General features: G+C 46.1%; 17 protein-coding genes and 1 other RNA gene. 8 read left to right on the forward strand and 10 right to left on the reverse strand.

Annotated features, from left to right (window positions below):
* Positions 1–75 precede the first annotated feature (75 nt).
* Complete coding sequence (locus ACQSGY_RS15345; protein WP_427052522.1) at positions 76–1020, forward strand: hypothetical protein; 945 nt, start codon at positions 76–78, stop codon at positions 1018–1020.
* Positions 1021–1157: 137 nt separating this feature from the next.
* On the opposite strand, the gene ACQSGY_RS15350 is transcribed toward ACQSGY_RS15345, so the two are convergent.
* From ACQSGY_RS15350 to ACQSGY_RS15370, 5 genes are all read right to left on the reverse strand, one after another.
* Positions 1158–2198, reverse strand: coding sequence for a M42 family metallopeptidase (locus ACQSGY_RS15350; RefSeq protein WP_427052523.1), 1041 nt, complete (start codon positions 2196–2198; stop codon positions 1158–1160).
* 132 nt (positions 2199–2330) lie between these two features.
* Positions 2331–2717 carry a LapA family protein gene (locus ACQSGY_RS15355; RefSeq protein WP_427052524.1) on the reverse strand — a complete coding sequence of 129 codons (387 nt, stop codon included), beginning with the start codon at positions 2715–2717 and terminating at the stop codon, positions 2331–2333.
* Between the two features lie 130 nt (positions 2718–2847).
* The gene (gene pepF / locus ACQSGY_RS15360) at positions 2848–4638 is read right to left on the reverse strand and encodes an oligoendopeptidase F (protein ID WP_145402893.1); all 1791 of its coding nucleotides are present in this window, start codon (positions 4636–4638) and stop codon (positions 2848–2850) included.
* 240 nt (positions 4639–4878) lie between these two features.
* A complete protein-coding gene (locus ACQSGY_RS15365) occupies positions 4879–5064 on the reverse strand; it encodes a hypothetical protein (protein WP_397365871.1) in 186 nt (61 codons plus the stop codon).
* Positions 5065–5068: 4 nt separating this feature from the next.
* A complete protein-coding gene (locus ACQSGY_RS15370; RefSeq protein ID WP_090924721.1) occupies positions 5069–5302 on the reverse strand; it encodes a hypothetical protein in 234 nt (77 codons plus the stop codon).
* A 163-nt stretch (positions 5303–5465) separates the two neighbouring features.
* Between ACQSGY_RS15370 and ACQSGY_RS15375 the strand changes: the two genes are divergently transcribed.
* Positions 5466–5663, forward strand: coding sequence for a cold shock domain-containing protein (locus tag ACQSGY_RS15375; protein ID WP_095288023.1), 198 nt, complete (start codon positions 5466–5468; stop codon positions 5661–5663).
* Positions 5664–5798: 135 nt separating this feature from the next.
* Here ACQSGY_RS15375 and ACQSGY_RS15380 read toward each other — a convergent pair whose 3' ends face one another.
* Positions 5799–6971 carry an MFS transporter gene (locus ACQSGY_RS15380; protein ID WP_427052525.1) on the reverse strand — a complete coding sequence of 391 codons (1173 nt, stop codon included), beginning with the start codon at positions 6969–6971 and terminating at the stop codon, positions 5799–5801.
* Positions 6972–7005: 34 nt separating this feature from the next.
* Positions 7006–8340, reverse strand: a complete 1335-nt coding sequence (locus ACQSGY_RS15385) for a multi antimicrobial extrusion protein MatE (RefSeq protein WP_427052526.1) — start codon at positions 8338–8340, stop codon at positions 7006–7008.
* A gap of 180 nt (positions 8341–8520) precedes the next feature.
* Here ACQSGY_RS15385 and ACQSGY_RS15390 point away from each other — a divergent pair, with 180 nt between their 5' ends.
* Together ACQSGY_RS15390 and pfkA are read left to right on the forward strand one after the other, a co-directional pair.
* A complete protein-coding gene (locus ACQSGY_RS15390; RefSeq protein ID WP_427052527.1) occupies positions 8521–9600 on the forward strand; it encodes a tetraprenyl-beta-curcumene synthase family protein in 1080 nt (359 codons plus the stop codon).
* A gap of 54 nt (positions 9601–9654) precedes the next feature.
* Entirely contained in the window at positions 9655–10626 is a 972-nt protein-coding gene (gene pfkA, locus ACQSGY_RS15395) for a 6-phosphofructokinase (RefSeq protein WP_111272739.1), read from the forward strand.
* A gap of 87 nt (positions 10627–10713) precedes the next feature.
* On the opposite strand, the gene ACQSGY_RS15400 is transcribed toward pfkA, so the two are convergent.
* The 3 genes from ACQSGY_RS15400 to ACQSGY_RS15410 all read right to left on the reverse strand — a co-directional run bounded on the left by ACQSGY_RS15400 (position 10714) and on the right by ACQSGY_RS15410 (position 13423).
* A complete protein-coding gene (locus tag ACQSGY_RS15400; protein WP_427052528.1) occupies positions 10714–12111 on the reverse strand; it encodes an MATE family efflux transporter in 1398 nt (465 codons plus the stop codon).
* Positions 12112–12240: 129 nt separating this feature from the next.
* On the reverse strand, positions 12241–12429 hold the full coding sequence (locus tag ACQSGY_RS15405; protein WP_174812284.1) for a hypothetical protein: 189 nt from the start codon (positions 12427–12429) through the stop codon (positions 12241–12243).
* 172 nt (positions 12430–12601) lie between these two features.
* Positions 12602–13423, reverse strand: a complete 822-nt coding sequence (locus ACQSGY_RS15410; RefSeq protein ID WP_427052530.1) for a YitT family protein — start codon at positions 13421–13423, stop codon at positions 12602–12604.
* 304 nt (positions 13424–13727) lie between these two features.
* Here ACQSGY_RS15410 and ACQSGY_RS15415 point away from each other — a divergent pair, with 304 nt between their 5' ends.
* The 4 genes from ACQSGY_RS15415 (at position 13728) to ACQSGY_RS15430 (ending at position 17167) form a co-directional block, all read left to right on the forward strand.
* The gene (locus ACQSGY_RS15415) at positions 13728–15302 is read left to right on the forward strand and encodes a DEAD/DEAH box helicase (RefSeq protein WP_427052531.1); all 1575 of its coding nucleotides are present in this window, start codon (positions 13728–13730) and stop codon (positions 15300–15302) included.
* 194 nt (positions 15303–15496) lie between these two features.
* The gene (locus ACQSGY_RS15420) at positions 15497–16318 is read left to right on the forward strand and encodes a YesL family protein (RefSeq protein WP_427052532.1); all 822 of its coding nucleotides are present in this window, start codon (positions 15497–15499) and stop codon (positions 16316–16318) included.
* Positions 16319–16369: 51 nt separating this feature from the next.
* A non-coding RNA gene (gene ssrS, locus ACQSGY_RS15425) (6S RNA) lies at positions 16370–16560 on the forward strand.
* A gap of 214 nt (positions 16561–16774) precedes the next feature.
* Positions 16775–17167, forward strand: a complete 393-nt coding sequence (locus ACQSGY_RS15430; protein WP_111273102.1) for a DUF1499 domain-containing protein — start codon at positions 16775–16777, stop codon at positions 17165–17167.
* Positions 17168–17169 lie beyond the last annotated feature (2 nt).

Here is a 17169-nt window from a genome sequence, read left to right on the forward strand (position 1 = left end):
TCGAAGATAAAAGATGAAACGTTATCCTTGATTATTACGTTTTACTAGTAAAGAATTCCATAGAAGGGAGAGAGCGTGAAGTTGATCAATAATGAAATCAATGAACAACTCGCCATACTTAAGGAAAAAGGAAGAATTTATGAAAAATGGGCGAAACGCCTTCATAAGCTCCAGAAGGAGGAAAAGCAGTGGGAAGCAAAGGTGCAGCATTGCAGCACAGCTCTTCAGAAGGAACAAAGGGATGTTGATCAGCTGAACGGCATGAGTTTGGCTTCGTTTTTCTATAATTTAATAGGGAAGAAGACAGAACGTCTGGAGAAAGAAGAGCTGGAATTGCTGGAGAGCAAGGCAGCTCACGATACGGCATGCCAAATGTTACAGGATGTTCATGAGCAACGGATTCAAGTCGAGCAGGAGCTTCAAAGACAATCTCAGCATCAGTTCTGGGAGAGTGACTATCAGGTTTTATGGAAAAAAAAAGAACAACACTTGCTTAAGCAGGATGAAGAACTGCAACAATTGGCTGAAGAACAGGAACATCTGGCGAGCAAACTACAGGAGCTTAACGAAGCTCTCAGAGAAGGAGATTATCTGGTGTATGCGCTTGAACGTGCAGAGAAGGCTTTGGAATCAGCAGGAAATTGGGGGATCTATGACATGATGGGTGGAGGTACAATCTCCACGCATATCAAGCGCAGACGTATGGATGATGCACAAGTTGCTATTATGGATGCGGGCAAGCGTCTGCGTCGTTTTCAGAAGGAGTTAGAAGATGTAGAGATGGCCGTAAGTGCTGATTTGAATTTGGGCGGTCTACTGTCCTTTGCGGACTATTTCTTTGACAACTTCTTTGTAGATTGGATGATTCAGGACAAAATTCGCAGCGCTGAAAAACAGGTCAAACATGGACTTAGCATGGTACGACAGACAGTACAGATTTTACAGGTTGAAATTAATGATCACGAAGCCAGGCTTCAGGTTCAGGAACGTCGATATCGCGAATATGTGGAACAGGCCTGATCAATGATTGTATTTGTGTTGCTGCATATACCAATAATAGAGGACACATCTTTTCACACGCTGATTATGCGCTGAGAGGATGTGTCCTTTTTAACCAAGTAAATGAAGTAAAAGAAGTGGTAAGCTGCTTTAATTTCTTACTTTGTAGTAATGTATGCGGCAAGCAGACGTGCTGTATTGATTACCGCTTTGGTGTGCGTGCGTTCCATGGAGTGAGAAGCGTGCACACCAGGACCGATTAAAGCCGCACGAATGTTGTTGCCTCCGCGCAAGGCAGCAGTACCGTCCGAGCTATATTGAGGGTAAATGTCCACGACATAATCCATGCCATCCTGTTTAGCCAGCTCAATGAGGCGGCTTGTCATATCGTAGTCGTAAGGACCGGAAGAGTCTTTGGCACATATGGATACATCGGTTTCTTTGCAGCTGAGATCATCTCCCATAGCTCCCATATCTACAGCAATCAGTTCACTGATCTCGGCCGGGATGTAAGCAGCTCCGTGTCCAACTTCTTCGTAGTTTGAGATAAGCAGGGTGACGTTATGTACGGGTTTCCAGCCTTCCCGATGCGCAGATTCGAGAATGCCAAACAGGGCGGCTACGCTGGCTTTATCATCGAGATGACGTGATTTGATATAACCGCTAGGTGTAATGACAGCACGGGCATCAAACGAGATAAAGTCACCCACACTGATTCCGAGCTTCAAAACATCCTCTTTGGAAGAAACAAGCTCATCAATGCGAACCTCCATATGGTTCTCTGAACGTTCAAACGTGCGAGCGTCAGGATAGACATGCACAGAAGGATGCAGGGACAGAATGGTTCCCGTGTAGACCTTGCCATCTCGTGTATGAATGGAGCAGTATTCGTTCTCAATGCTGTGCATCGTAAAACCGCCAACTGAGGTCAGTTTCAGCGTACCGTAAGGTGTAATTGAACGTACCATCGCACCAAGTGTGTCTACATGTGCACTAAGGGCGATTGTTTTGGAGGAGTCCTGGCCGGGCCAAGTGAGCACAGCACCGCCTTTATTATTCAGCTCCCAGGAAACGTTCAGGGACTCTGCTTCTTGGCAGATCATCTCCATGATCTGGCGGGTATACCCGCTCGGGCTCGGGGTATCAAGTAATTTTTTGAGAAAAGACAGAACGTAGGATTCATTAATGGTAAAGCTCATTTGATCTTCCTCCTTGATTATGCTGCTTGCCAGCATGGCTTCAGTAATAAAACGGCTTCAGTAAAAGAATACAGCCTGACTGGAAAGGGAATGCGTGTCCATTCCTTAATCGCAAGCAGGCTGTTTCTGATTTTACAATGTCCCTGGAGAATTACCTTTATGCTGACTGCCAATGGAATCATTGTGCAGCTGGTCATCAGGCTCAGGTTCATTAGAACCGATAGAATCGATGCTGTCGTACGAAACAGGTACAGCAGTGCTGGCTGCAGAAGCTTCCAGTTCAGTAATGCGCAATTTCAGACGTTTGTTTTCGCGCTGCAATCGGTATTGACGGTAGATTCCGTAAGAGCCGACGATTATTCCACCAATCAGCGTACAGCCTAGAATGAGTAGAATTAACGGCACACGAACGGTATTAAACAGCAGGTTAACTTGTACGGAATCGACATTAATGACTGCGAAGATGCCTGTAAGCAGTGCAAAAACAAGACCCGCTATAAGTGCCCATTGCATTTTCATGATGCTGCCTCCTTGTTGAACGTATGCGAACTAGAATGCATTACCCTTTTTGAAGCGAACTGCATCTTGCTTGATTATAAAATCCCTTGCCCGCCTGGACAAGGGATATAGATTACAGGGGAACATATCCTTATTTGGTTAATTGCTCCATCTGCTCGATTAAATCCTTAAATACACTCATAGCTTCACGAATCGGCTGAGGTGTAGACATATCGACTCCGGCTTTTTTCAAAATATTGATGGAGTAATCACTTCCACCGCTTTTCAGGAAGCCAATATAGCGATCCACGGCTGGCTGACCTTCCTCCAGAATTTGCTTGGAGAAGCTGGTTGCTGCCGAGAAGCCTGTAGCGTATTTATATACATAGAAGCTGTTATAGAAGTGGGGAATACGCGCCCATTCCATCTCGATGTCTTTGTCAACGACCATGTTTTTGCCATGATACTGCACATTCAGGTCATAATAAATTTCAGATAGCAGTTGTGGCGTAAGGGCTTCTCCCTGTTCGGCACGTTCATGAATAATTTTCTCGAACTCGGCAAACATCGTTTGACGGAATACGGTGGTGCGGAACTGATCCGCATAATACGTAAGCAGGTACAGTTTTTCCTTCGGATCTGTAGACTTGTTCAGCATATAGTCCATAAGCAGGGCTTCATTGGTAGTCGAAGCAACCTCGGCCAGGAAAATAGTATACTGTGCATCCCGATATGAAAGTGCTGTATCCGAATAATGTGAATGCAGCGCATGACCCATCTCATGGGCGAGTGTGAACATGCTGTTCAGATTGTCCTTATGGTTAAGCAAAACATACGGGTGAGTACCGTAAGCGCCCCAGGCATATGCGCCAGAGCGTTTATTTTCATTTTCATATACGTCGATCCAGCGGTTGTCATAACCGGACTGAAGTGCTTCTGCATAATCTTTGCCAAGTGGTGCCAATCCTTCTTTTACCGTCTGCTTGGCTTCTTCGTACGTGATGTCCATTTTGTATTCATCCACAAGTGGAGCGAACAGGTCATACATATGCAGTTGATCTACGCCAAGCAATTTTTTTCGAAGATCCATGTAGCGGTGCAGCAAAGGAAGGCTTTCATGAATCGTATCTACCAGATTGTTATACACATCAGTCGGAATATTGTCACCATAGAGGTTCATTTCCATGACAGAAGGATATTTCCGGACATTGGCATAGAACATATTTTTCGTTACATTGGCATTCAGTGCTGCTGCAATCGTATTTTTTTGTTTGGCGTACGTTTCGTATACTGCTTTGAAGGCACGCTCGCGAACCTCGCGATTAGGGTTTTCCAGAAATTGAATGTAGCTGCCATGAGTCAGTTCAACCTCGTTGCCATTCTCATCCTTGATTCGTGGAAACTTGAGATCGGCATTGTTCAGCATGCCAAAAATCGTTTGGGGAGCCTGGGACAGATTGCCCACCTGTGCGAGCAGAGCTTCTTCTGCTTGGCTTAATACATGGGCCTTCTCGCGTTTCATCTCTTCCAGTGTGAAGGTATAAGCGGCGAGTTTTTCATTTTTAATAAAAGCGTCCAGTTCTGCATCTGGCAAAGACAGAATTTCAGGTGTAACAAAAGAGAGTGCTTCACCCACGTTTACACCCAGCTTTTGCGCTTTTTGGGACAGGCTTTGATATGTAGGGTTAGCTGTGTCTTCATCCTGATGCATACGAGCATATACGAAAAGTCGTTCAAGCTTGAGACCGATTTCGTCTTCAAATTCGAAGCAGGCTTTAAGTGTGTCAGGCTGATTCAGTTTACCTTGGAATTCGGAGGCTTTTTTCATCATAGAAGATACTTCTTCATATTCCTGATCCCAGGCTTTCTGATCGGCAAATAAATCTTCCAGTTTCCATGTATGCTCGGCTGGTACTTCGGAACGTTTCAATAGTTTACTCATGGGAATCCTCCTTTGATTGTGGGCTGAAAAAATGGGCATAGCCGTCTTCGTCTCCTGTGCCTGAGCGGAAGGAGACGAAGAGAGCAGGCTAAGAGCCAGTAGAATAGATAAGGTTTTCCGATATTTCAACAGCCTTCCTCCTTGCTATACGAATCACTTCATATAGTATGGCCTGAGCACAGTTGAAATATTTGAGAGCCTTGAACCATGTGAATGTGCAAGCAAGCACCGTTGTAAGCTTCAGGCTCCCATATTAATGAGGTAATAAACGATTAAAAAAAAGGCGAAACAGATCATCAGGGTAGCGATCAGGGCCATTCCTCGTCTCAGTCGGTCCGGGATGGAGTTGCGTCCCAGAATCAAAACGATCCCGAGTGAGAAAGCCAGAATGATAAAAATTACGACATTGCCTGAATCCAGCTGCATCGTTCTATACTCCTTTGAAGGCTGCCATCAATGCACGCCATTCTTCTTCGCGATTCTCGAAATCCTCCTTCGGAAAACGGCGCTCGGCCCAATGCATCAAAGCAGGGCGGCTTAGGAAGGTGTGGCATTCCTCGCCCCACTCTTCAGAAATTTCCCGCAGAACGAGATATTTGCCTTGTACTTCTACAGTCATCATATTCCACTTGTCTGTTTTGTATATTTCGTGTTTTTTTATCATAGGTAGTCTCCAAACTAACGGTTTTGGTAAAATGATACCGTACCCTACGTTGCAAAGCAAATTTTTTCTATATTTATGGAAAAGATAAATTGCAAATTGGAAGCCCATACAGTATAATGAGGGTATTCGCCATAGATGGCGATATTTTTAGGAGGTTGTTCATTTGAAAGGTACAGTTAAATGGTTTAACGCAGAAAAAGGCTATGGCTTTATTTCAGTTGAAGGCGGCGAGGACGTATTCGTACATTTCTCCGCAATCCAAGGCGACGGCTTCAAAACATTGGAAGAAGGTCAAGCGGTAGAATTCGAAATCACTGACGGAAACCGTGGTCCTCAAGCAGCTAACGTAATTAAATTGTAAGATTTTTCCGTTTTGTACGGACTTCTTATAAATGATTGTTTATAGCTGAATACAAACAACACAAGCACAGTCCCCTTGCGGAGACTGTGCTTTTTTTGGTTCTGTATAAGGGTCAGGCAGAATGCAGATTGCTGCTCAGGATGAACTGCTGGTAAGGCTGCCAAGCAGCTTGATGCCAAATCCGATCAGACCCGCCAAGGCAAAGGCCATCGCTGTAAGATAAAACGACTGACGTCCAGTATGCTCCAGCAGCAGCCCGCCTAAAGTTCCGCTCAGCAGCCCGGAAGCGCTGGACCAGACAATAGTGAAGAGAGCCATGCCTGTTGCCCGATAACTATCAGGTACAAGTCGTGTTATATATCGAACTGCAGTGACATAGAAGATGCCAAAGGTGACGCTGTGCATCGTTTGAATAACTACAACCGCTGCAGGTGTATCAGAAAACGACATGAACAGCAGACGAATGGTATACATCAAGGCCGCCAGGGTGAGAAGCGGCAACTCCTTGTATCGATTTCCATACTTGCTGAGCAGTAAAAATATCGGGATTTCACTCACAGAAGAAATCAGCAGGGACCAGCCAATCAAACCTTCGCTTGCCCCCAAGTCCTTCAGTGTGATGGTCAGAAACGCTTCATTCATCCGATGCCCCATAGCCAGCAGAAATACACATCCGAAGAAGGTGAACACCTCTCGGCGTTTGAGGATATCCCATACCCCGGATAATTGCATCTTTCCTCCGCCGCCGGAAGGCTGATCTTTCAGCTGGAAGCTGATGAGCAATGTTACAGCAGCAAGACTGATGCAAATGCCCATCGTCCATTCGGGACCAAATGAGCCAAGCACATATCCGATGCTGAGCGCAAAGAAGGCATATCCGATTGAGCCGAAGACCCGAATAGACGTGAAGTTACGGCCATATTTACTTGCGGTTGTAATAGCCATCGTATCCGAAAGCGGATAAACCGGATAATAGAAAAAGTAAAATAAGGTCACCAGAACAAATACTTCTCCAAAGGTGGTTGCATTAGCCAGCAGCACCCCTGTAATCAGCTGGCCGCCCAGAAGTATGATCATTATTTTTCGCACCGTTTTGTATTTGTCGCTCGCCATACTCCAGAACATATTGGAGAATACAGAGATGAGTGGACCGATGCCGTACAGATAACCAATTTCAGCCGCACTGAAGCCGAGGTGACTGAAGTAAAGCTGGAAGTAGGATACGACCAGGGCGGTCGAACCAAAGATGGTGAACATTAGTGCCCGAAGCCAGTTCTGATCTGGACGGGCGGCAAGACTTAATTTCATGATGTGATACTCCATTCTTGAATCAAGTTCGTTTTTATAGAGACGCCGACCCGCGGGTTGGGGGAACAGTCATCGTTGGTTCTTTTTGCGTGCGCCGGATGACCATCCAGACAATAATAAGTTCTGCAAGCAATCCGAGAGACTGTGCCGCTGCTCCAATCATACCGTTCCAAGCCGGGAAAATGCTGACCAGAATCAGCAGAACGATAACGGTGCAGATGGCGTTTGCGCTTTGCGAGCGAAACATCGTCTTGGTCTGCCCGCGGAGCAGGATGAGACCGTTACTGAAATCGAGAAACGGAGAGATTAGCGGAAACAGCACGAAGGCACGAAGAGTCCAGAGACTTTGCTCCAGCAGCTGGCCTTGAACACTCATCACGTTCTCAAATACCCACGGACCGAGAGGGGTATATGCGATAGATACCGTCATGGCAAACGGAATAAAGCCAGTAACCAGAGCGAATTTCTTGACGAGTTTGGCATCAATCAGATAGAAGTTGAGCACAATCTGATGAATATAGGTGAAAAAGCTTAACATGAGCTGCATCAGACTGCTTGCTACAGCAAACGAAGAGATGGCGAGAGCAATCCCGGTTGTTTTGCCGAGCACAATGTTGATAACAGGACCTATAAAAAGGGCTACAAAGCTGGATAAAAGCAGTGGTTTGTAAAAACGAAACACATCCCCCTTGCTTTCCACAGGATGCTCTTCAAGCTTGGCTGGCATCTTTCGCATAATGCTTCTGCCTTCCAAGTAGCTGACAAGGGCTTCGATCATCATTCCCGCTGCAAATATGATAGCGCCTACACGACCACTGTTAATGGAGTCGGTATAGATGAAATATAGAGATAGACCATACATACCTGCCAGCCTGAAAATCATGCCGATGGTAAGCCATTTGGTTCGGTTATTTGTAATAATAATGCCCTGATATATGTTCCGAATGACCGAAAAAATACTTACGTACATCAGGATCTCGTAAACGTCGATCACTTTGCTTAACAAATCCGGGCTTACTCCAAATAGATATTTGAACACTCCGGTGCCGACGGGAGAATATACGATGAGGAAACCGATCAGCAGCACACAGGCCAGAAATATTTTGGTAACAAACGTCAATGCCTGAAAGGAGAGCCGGTCACGTACCAGTGCAGAGCAGGTCTGGCGAAGCAGCGTAGAGGGACGCTCCGTGAGGGTAAGCAGACTTCCGGCAATAGCATAGCTCGCAATCACCGTCTCAGGATGGTCAGATCGGGCAAGTGTACTGTTGATAATTACATGTGATATCGTGACGAGAGAGGCGGAAATGCCAAGCGGCACAAAAAAAGAAAATAACCGACTCCACGAAAGTGGTTCACCTGACGACATGTCAACGACTCCTTTGATGGATAGAAATATGCATAGTATAACATAAACTATCGGCGGGAGATGCGATATTTTGTGCGGTTTGTGCGGCAGATCATTTGTACAATTAAGGGGATCATATTATAATAGGAATGGTTAAAAACAGCTCTAATACGTATTCAACCAAGTGGAGGCACATTTATTTTGAGCCAATCAAATCGAAAACGTCATCAGTACCCGCGTGGACCGCTGGCATTGATGAGAGGGGTGTACAAATACACCATTCCGGAAACGCGTAATGCATTGAATGGATGGCGTGCTCAGGCTGAAGCGATTCCTGATGAAGAATTGCGAACACAGGCACTTGCCAGCATAAGAGATAAGCAATTTCATTGTGAAGGTGGAACTGTTTATGCTTTGGCTGACCTGCCAAACCGCCATATTCTGATTCCGTTAATTGTTTCTTATCAAACCATAAGTGATTATTTGGACAATCTGTGCGACCGCAGCACTTCGATGGACCCGGATGATTTCCGGCTGCTCCATCAATCCATGCTTGATGCGGTAGATCCGGAGGCTGTTCCTGTCAACTATTATGCTCTTCGTGAGGAGCAGGATGATGGCGGATATCTTCGGAATCTGGTGACAACTTGTCAGGAGCTGACCCGTCAGCTGCCGGGATATGCGTCAGCCAAGCCCCAAATACAGGATCTGGCAGGCCTATACACGGACCTGCAGGTATATAAGCACATCAAACCGGAACTGAGAGAAACGGCCTTGCTCGAATGGTGGTCGGAGCATCGCCACCGCACACCTCAGTTCCGCTGGAATGAATTTGCCGCAGCTACTGGCTCTACTCTGGGTGTATTTATGCTGTTCCTTGCTGCAAGTGACGAACAGTTGACCGAAGAGCAGGCGGCTTCAATTCATAAGGCCTATTTCCCGCACGTATGCGCATTACACATCATGCTCGATTATTTGATCGATCAGGGTGAGGATCGTGTCGAAGGGGATCTCAACTTCTGCAACTACTACGAAAATGTAGAGACGATGCTGGGCCGAATTGCGTTTATTGTGGAGATGGCTCGTAGTGATGTGCAGAAGATTCCGGGAACTGCGTTTCACCGGATGATTATTGAAGGACTAATAGCCATTTACCTGTCTGATCCCAAAGTCAGCGAACAGCAGGAGGTTCGCGATGTGTCCAAACGACTGATGAAGAAAAGCCCGATTACACGTGTGTTTTTCTTCATATTCAGCCGCTGGATACGCAAGCATATGTAAGTCAGGTGTGTTGTTGCGGGAGCCTGAAGTGAAACCAGAGGAGGAAGAAACATCATGACAGCAGTAAAGAAAATTGCAGTGTTAACGAGCGGTGGTGATTCACAGGGGATGAACGCGGCTGTTCGTGCGGTTGTTCGCAGCGGACTATATCACGGATTGGAAGTTTTCGGTATTCAACGCGGATACCAAGGGCTTTTGAACAATGACATTTTCCCAATGGATCTGCGGAGTGTCGGAGATATTATCCAGCGCGGGGGCACCGTTCTGCAATCTGCACGTTGTAAAGAATTTTATACCGCCGAAGGCCAGCAAAGAGGCGCAGATATTTTGCGCGCACGCGGTATTGACGGTCTCATTGTGATCGGGGGAGACGGTTCATATAATGGTGCGAACAAACTGAGCAAGCTCGGCATTAACACGATGGGGCTGCCAGGCACGATTGATAATGATATTTCGTTTACGGATTACACCATTGGATTTGATACCTCGGTAAGCGTTGTGGTGGATGCGGTAAACAAGCTGCGTGACACGATGTCTTCCCATGAGCGTTCTTCCATCGTTGAGGTTATGGGCCGTCACTGCGGTGATATCGCGCTGCATGCCGGACTTGCTTCGGGAGCAGAAACGATCCTGGTGCCGGAAGTTCCGTTTGACATGGATGAAGTGGCTGAACGGATGAAAGCCAACTTTGCACATGGCAAACGCCACAGTATCATCATCGTCGCTGAAGGCGTAGGTAAAGGTGAAGATGTAGCCAAAGAACTGATGGAACGTTGCCCGACATATGAGCCGCGTGTTACCGTTCTTGGACACATTCAGCGTGGCGGTACGCCGACACCGTTTGACCGCAACCTGGCAAGCCGCCTCGGTGACTTCGCAGTGCGTAGTCTGATTGCAGGCGAAACGGATAAAGGCTGCGGAATTATCAAAGGTGAGCTGGTTCTTACGGACATCGACAAAGTGGTAAATACGAAAAAAGCATTTGATATGGAAACATATGAGTTGGCGCAACGTTTGTCCCAATAATAGATGTTTAATCAAGAAAGAGCACAGTTCCGTTGATACGGACTGTGCTCTTTTTTTAGTGTTCTAATGTAATTTACATTGAATAGCTCAATCTGATGAAGGTCGAAGGGCAGCCTGCTGCTGCACTCGGAAAAGTCTCCATAGAAGTGTAGCTGCGCCTACTGCCAATCCGGCAATAAGACCGATCCAATATCCAAACGCGCCTAGTGAAGTATAGGTAGCTGTGATATATCCTGTAGGTAGACCGATAATCCAGTAAGCAACAAAAGTAATGATCAAGGCCGGGTTCACATCTTTATATCCGCGCAGCGCCCCTTGAGTCGGGGTAGCAATTGCATCTGAAATCTGGAAGAAAATCGCATAGATCAGGAAATGCTGAGTCAGGGTGATAACTTCACGTTCATTGGAGTAAACACCAGCGATCTGTTCCCCGAACACCAGCAGGATAACGGCTGTAATCAAGGAAAGAGCAACAGCACCTCCGATTCCTAGCACACTGTACTGCTTGGCATCTTTCAATCGTCCGGCTCCGTTCTCGAAACCGACCAGAATTGTGAGGGCCATGCAGATGCTCAAAGGCAGCATATAGAGTGTGGAAGCAAAATTCAGCGCCGCTTGATGGGCTGCGATGGTAACGGTATCAAATCGGCTCATCAGCAGCGTAACGGCAGCAAAAATAGACGTTTCAAAAAAGGTTGCAAAGCCAATCGGCACACCGATGAGCAGCAGCTCTTTCCATTTGCGGAAGGAGACAGATGACCACTGGCGGAAAATACCATACTGGGCGAAAGGGTCAATGCGATGAACAAAAAACAAACTGATCAGGAAAATAAGCCAGTATGTACAAGCTGTGGCCACGCCGGCGCCAACCCCGCCTAATTGCGGAAATCCCCAGCGTCCGAAGATCAGCACATAGTTGAGTAAAATATTTACCGGCAGGGAGACCAGGGTAATCAGCATTGTGATCCTTGTCTGTCCAAGAGCGTCCATGAAGCTGCGCAGCACGGTGTATCCGAATAGCGGCATGATACCGAACGCGAGCGCACATAGAAAATAAAATGCGACATTGGCGACATGCGGCTCCAGAGGCATTCCGTTCAGGACAGGGCCGAGCAACAGTGCGCCTGCACCCAGCACCACAAGGCCTACGGCTATGCCAAGATATAAGGCCTGAATGACGCTGTGCCCAATCTGATCGTGGCGGCGGGAGCCGAGCAGATGAGAAACGACAGGAGTTATGCCCATCAAAATGCCGCTAAGACCGGTTTGTACGGGCATCCACAGGCTTGTGCCGATGGCTACCCCTGCAAGATCAGCGGGGGAGAACTTTCCAGACATGTTGGTATCAAAAAAGGACATGGCTGAGAGGGCGATCTGTGTAGTGAAGATCGGCAGAAATATAATCAGAAACTGTTTAATTTTTTGTGAAAAGCTCGTTGTGTTCATATTCACCTGAGGTTGCCTCGCGATCTGTAAAGTTATCATGATGATGTCATGTCAGACAGCTATTTATTGTAGAGGATTTTGGTTGGTTTGAACAGTATATAGTAAAAAACCGCCTCCTGACGTAGGTTCTCCTCGTCAAGAAGCGGCGTGATCCATCTTCGAAAAAAATTATTGAATATACACATCATTCTGATGCTCGCAAATACTGTACTGAATGATTTCCATTGCATCTCCCTGTTCCAGGATGCCCAGCCCATCCCGGAGCACAATCAGCGAGTCGAGTTCATTCGGTTTCAAGAAAGGGAGCATTTCCGGGCACCATTTGTTGACAATTTCAAACAGTTTTACCGTTTCCATATCCACAATAATCACCCTTTCCTACTCGAATTCCAAAATGGTAAGTCATTCGGCGCGAATCGGGAAAGCATATGGCTTGTGAAAAGTAAAGGTCAGAACCTGCTTACAACATATTTAAGAGCGGTGCACCATTATTATACCACAAACTTGTGAATTGTTAACGGGCATATGCCTAACTGCGACGGAAGGAGCCCATAACGCCTACCGTTTCTACAATGTTAACAAATGCCTTAGGATCGGTTTCCTTGATGATGCGTTTAATCTCGACCAGTTCGTAACGTGTTGTCACAGTCATTAACATATCCTTATCAATGTCGGTATATGCCCCTTGCGTTTTAATTTTTGTAACCCCGCGCGGACGAACCAGCAGCTTTTTCAGCATCGCTTCGGTTTCATTCGTAATAATGTACAGCGTGACCTTGACGTGACTGATATGAATGAGATCCAGCACTTTACCGGTAACATAGATGGAAACCATGGAGGCCAGTGCGATGTTCCAGTTATTGTTCAGATAACCGGCTAGCAGAATAATTGCCCCATTCATACCTGCCATTACGGTACCGATCGGAAAATCGCGATTCCGGGTGAAAATAGAACCTATAATATCCAGTCCTCCCGTGGAACCGCCAACTCTGAATGATAAACCAGTGCCGATTCCAACGAGCACACCCCCAAACACACAGCTTAACAGCGGATCAGTGGCGACAGCAGAAACAGGCAGCAGGGCGATGAACCAGGAGGTGGCTGCTACCGAAACAATGCTCAATATAATGAAACGACGTCCGAGAATAAACCAACCTGCAACAAGCAGGGGAATGTTAAGAACGAAATACATTACACTAAGGTTCAAATTTGTAAAATAACCCAGAAGCATGGAAATACCGGATACCCCGCCGCTTAGCAGCTGATGGGGAACCAAAAACCAGTTAAAGCCGCAAGCAATCGCTGCAGCACCCAAAATGATCACTAAAGAGTGCCAAATTATTTTGGGCAATTTAATCACCTCATTTTTATTTAAAACCAGATTGCTGGTAATCTTGAATAGTTTTATGATATAATGATTTGTGGATATTCTTGAGTAGGAAACTTTTCCCAAATCGAAAGCTAAAATTTGAAATGTTTCAAACGCATGATTGTAGTTTTAGTCTTATGTTGGGGACCCATTCATGGAATTATGTTCGTTCGTGAAAATAATTCGTCCCGTTGGGATACCCTATAAATATTAACGCTACTTAAGAATACAGACAACAAAGTGGATTGTCCACCATGTCCACCATATAAAAGGAGTATGAATAATTTTGACAAATTTAAATTTCTCAGATTTCAATCTTGAACCACTGGTGCTGCAAGCCATCACTGAGCTCGGGTTTGAAGAAGCAACACCGATTCAATCCAAGTCGATTCCTATCGCTCTTGAAGGCAAAGACTTGATTGGTCAAGCTCAAACGGGTACAGGTAAAACAGCAGCATTCGGTATTCCGTTGATTAGCAAAATCTCCAAAACGGATGATAAAATCCGCGCCCTCATTATGGCACCTACACGTGAACTTGCGATCCAAGTCGCTGAAGAGATCGAAAAACTTACTCGCTTCAAAGGTCTGCGCTCCCTGCCAATCTACGGCGGACAAGATATCGTACGCCAGATTCGTGCACTGAAAAGAAAACCACAGATTATCATCGGTACACCAGGACGTCTCCTTGACCACATCAACCGCAAAACCATCAAACTTGATGATGTACAAACTGTTGTACTGGACGAAGCAGATGAAATGCTCGACATGGGCTTCATGGAGGATATTCAATCCATCCTGAAACAGGTCCCAGACGATCGTCAAACGATGCTGTTCTCTGCAACAATGCCTCCTAACATTCAAAAACTGGCTCAACAATTCTTGACTAATCCAGAACACGTTTCTGTTATTCCTAAACAAGTCAGCGCTCCGTTGATTGATCAGGCGTATATCGAAGTGCCTGAGCGTCAAAAATTCGAAGCACTCAGCCGTTTGCTGGATATGGAATCTCCTGAACTGGCAATTGTATTCGGACGTACGAAGCGTCGTGTAGACGAATTGGCTGAAGCTTTGCAAAAACGCGGATATTCTGCTGACGGCCTGCATGGTGACTTGTCTCAAAACCAACGTGATACCGTAATGCGTAAGTTCCGTGACGGCAGCATTGATGTACTCGTTGCAACAGACGTAGCCGCTCGTGGTCTCGATGTATCAGGCGTAACACACGTAGTGAACTTCGACCTTCCGCAAGACCCTGAGAGTTATGTTCACCGTATTGGTCGTACAGGCCGTGCGGGTAAAGAGGGTGCAGCATGGTCTTTCGTTACACCGCGTGAGATTGATCACCTGCACTTCATCGAGCGTGTAACTCGTCACCGTATTCCACGTAAACCACTGCCAACGATGGCTGAAGCGGTTGAAGGAAAACAACGTGTAACTGCTGAACGTCTCCTGGAGATTGTTCAATCCGGTGAACTGAACGAGTACAAAGGCATCGCAATTCAAATGCTTGAGCAGTATGACTCCGTGCAATTGCTGTCTGCAGCTTTGAAACTTCTGACAGGCGACAAGAAAGATGCTCAGATCGATCTGACTCCAGAAGATCCGATCCGTGCAAAACGTCGCAGACCAGATGTTCGTTCCGGTGGACGCAAACCATCAGGCTACAACGGCAACCGCAGTGGTGGCGGTGGCGGCTACAACCGCGATCGCAACAGCAGTGGTGGTGGACGTGGCGGTTACAACCGTGACCGTAACAGCGGTGGAAGCGGCAGCAGAGAAGGCGGCTACAACCGTGATCGCAAACCTCGCCCAAGCAACAATGAAGGACGTCGTCCAGCTAGAGACACTTCTTTCGAATAAGCATACGAGTTAATGAGGATGGAGCAGGAAGCTGCTCCATCCTTTTTGCTTTTGTAATAACTTTCCATTTGTTAACAGGTTGCATGTTCTCGAAAGTGATCTTCTTTCGGGAAGTGCTGGCTTTTCCTATATATAATAAGGTATATTAATATTAGACTTGAGGTTATAGGCAAGGTACGGAGGGGGAGAATTGTTTGGAGTTTAAAGGAGCTATGGGCGGGATATACCGGCTGACAGAGTGGATTACGAGACTGGCTGCAACCAATCTATTGTGGGCGATCTGTTCGTCACCATTCCTGTTTTTCATGATCATGAAACTGCTTGTGATGCAGCAAAATCTCGCCAATGAATCATTACAAATGAACTGGGCTATAGCCATTGTGGCACCGCTTACACTTTTTCCGGCTACAGCGGCGTTGTTCACGGTTGTTCGTAAATGGAATATGGGAGATACCGATGTGCCGATCTTCCGTACATTCTTCGCAGGTTACAAGGAAAACTACAAGCAAAGCTTAATCGGGGGTATTTTCTACACACTGCTGTTTGCTATTATGTACCTGGACTATACAGTGTATATGACGCAGTTCCGCAACATGCAGCTTGTTGGTATCATTATGCTTGTGCTGCTCCTGCTGCTGTTTGTGTCCTTGTTTAACTTCTTTTCAATGGTTGTTCACTATCATATGTCGATTGGGCTTATTATCAAAAATGCCGTGCTTCTGACGCTGATCCGGCCTTTCCGCGTGTTCTCCACATTGCTGGGCAGCGGATTGCTGTTCTATATCGGACTGCGTTATCCGGTACTGTTTATCTTTTTCATTATGAGCATTATAGCCTGGTTTGCGTTCTTTAACTTCTATGCAACCTACAACAAAATGCAGGAGCAGATGCAAAAGCTTCAATTGCAAAAGGAAGAAGAGGAGGCTGCTGCGCTGGCTGAGAAGTCCGATGATGCTAATGAAGAGGTTAAGGGTGCTGAAGTGGCTGACCAAAAGGATTTTACACAGTCTAAATAAAACGTGGTGCTTCGGCATTTACTTTTTACACAGTTAGGGATATAATAATTGTACATCCTGCGATGTACGTTTCGGTTATTCGTTGTTTTGAACCAATGATGATGTCTTTGGGAGATTAATACAAAATGTTGCTGAAAAGCCCTGTCTATACGACAAGGGGACTTCAAATGCATTTTTGCAGTCACCCACCTGCCAAGCAGGTTCATAAGACAATGTAGCCGGACGGCATAGGCGGGTTCCTAATGTTACAATGTACAGCACCCTGACTTTTCCTTCAGCGAAGGAAGCCGGGGTGTTTTTACGTTGTTTTACTGGCTGATGTGATGAATAGTTAAGCCTGGCAGGCATTTAGCATTCTATTTTTGTTAAATATGATGCTTTCCCTTTTGTTACTACAAGAACAATGTTACACTAGAATACATAAATGGAACGGTTACACTTAAAGGAGGAAGGGTCTTGACCTTAAAGAGAACGCTCGTCGGTATCATCCGCAGCATGGAGGGAACCAGCGATCGAGCCAAGGATCCCAAATTAAAAACACGATATTACAATCTATCTAAGGATAAGGCCTGGGAAGAGATTTCTTCAACACTCAAAAAAATTCCGGGTTACAAAGTGCTGCATGAAGTGCACTCGGTAGGTGAGATCATACTGGAGAAGCGTACAACGTTTGGACGCACGATGGATATTACAGTTTCCATTATTTCGGTAAGTCCTGTGCGGAGCGCAGTAGATATGTACTCGGCTTCCCGTGGTTCAATGGGAGACTTGGGTTCAAATTATCGTACAATTATGAACTTGTTCTCTGTATTGGATAAAAAGCTGAGCAAATACAAGGTGAATGAGTAAAC

The sequence above is a fragment of the Paenibacillus sp. TC-CSREp1 genome, assembly GCF_050171015.1.
Lineage (GTDB): Bacteria > Bacillota > Bacilli > Paenibacillales > Paenibacillaceae > Paenibacillus > Paenibacillus silvae.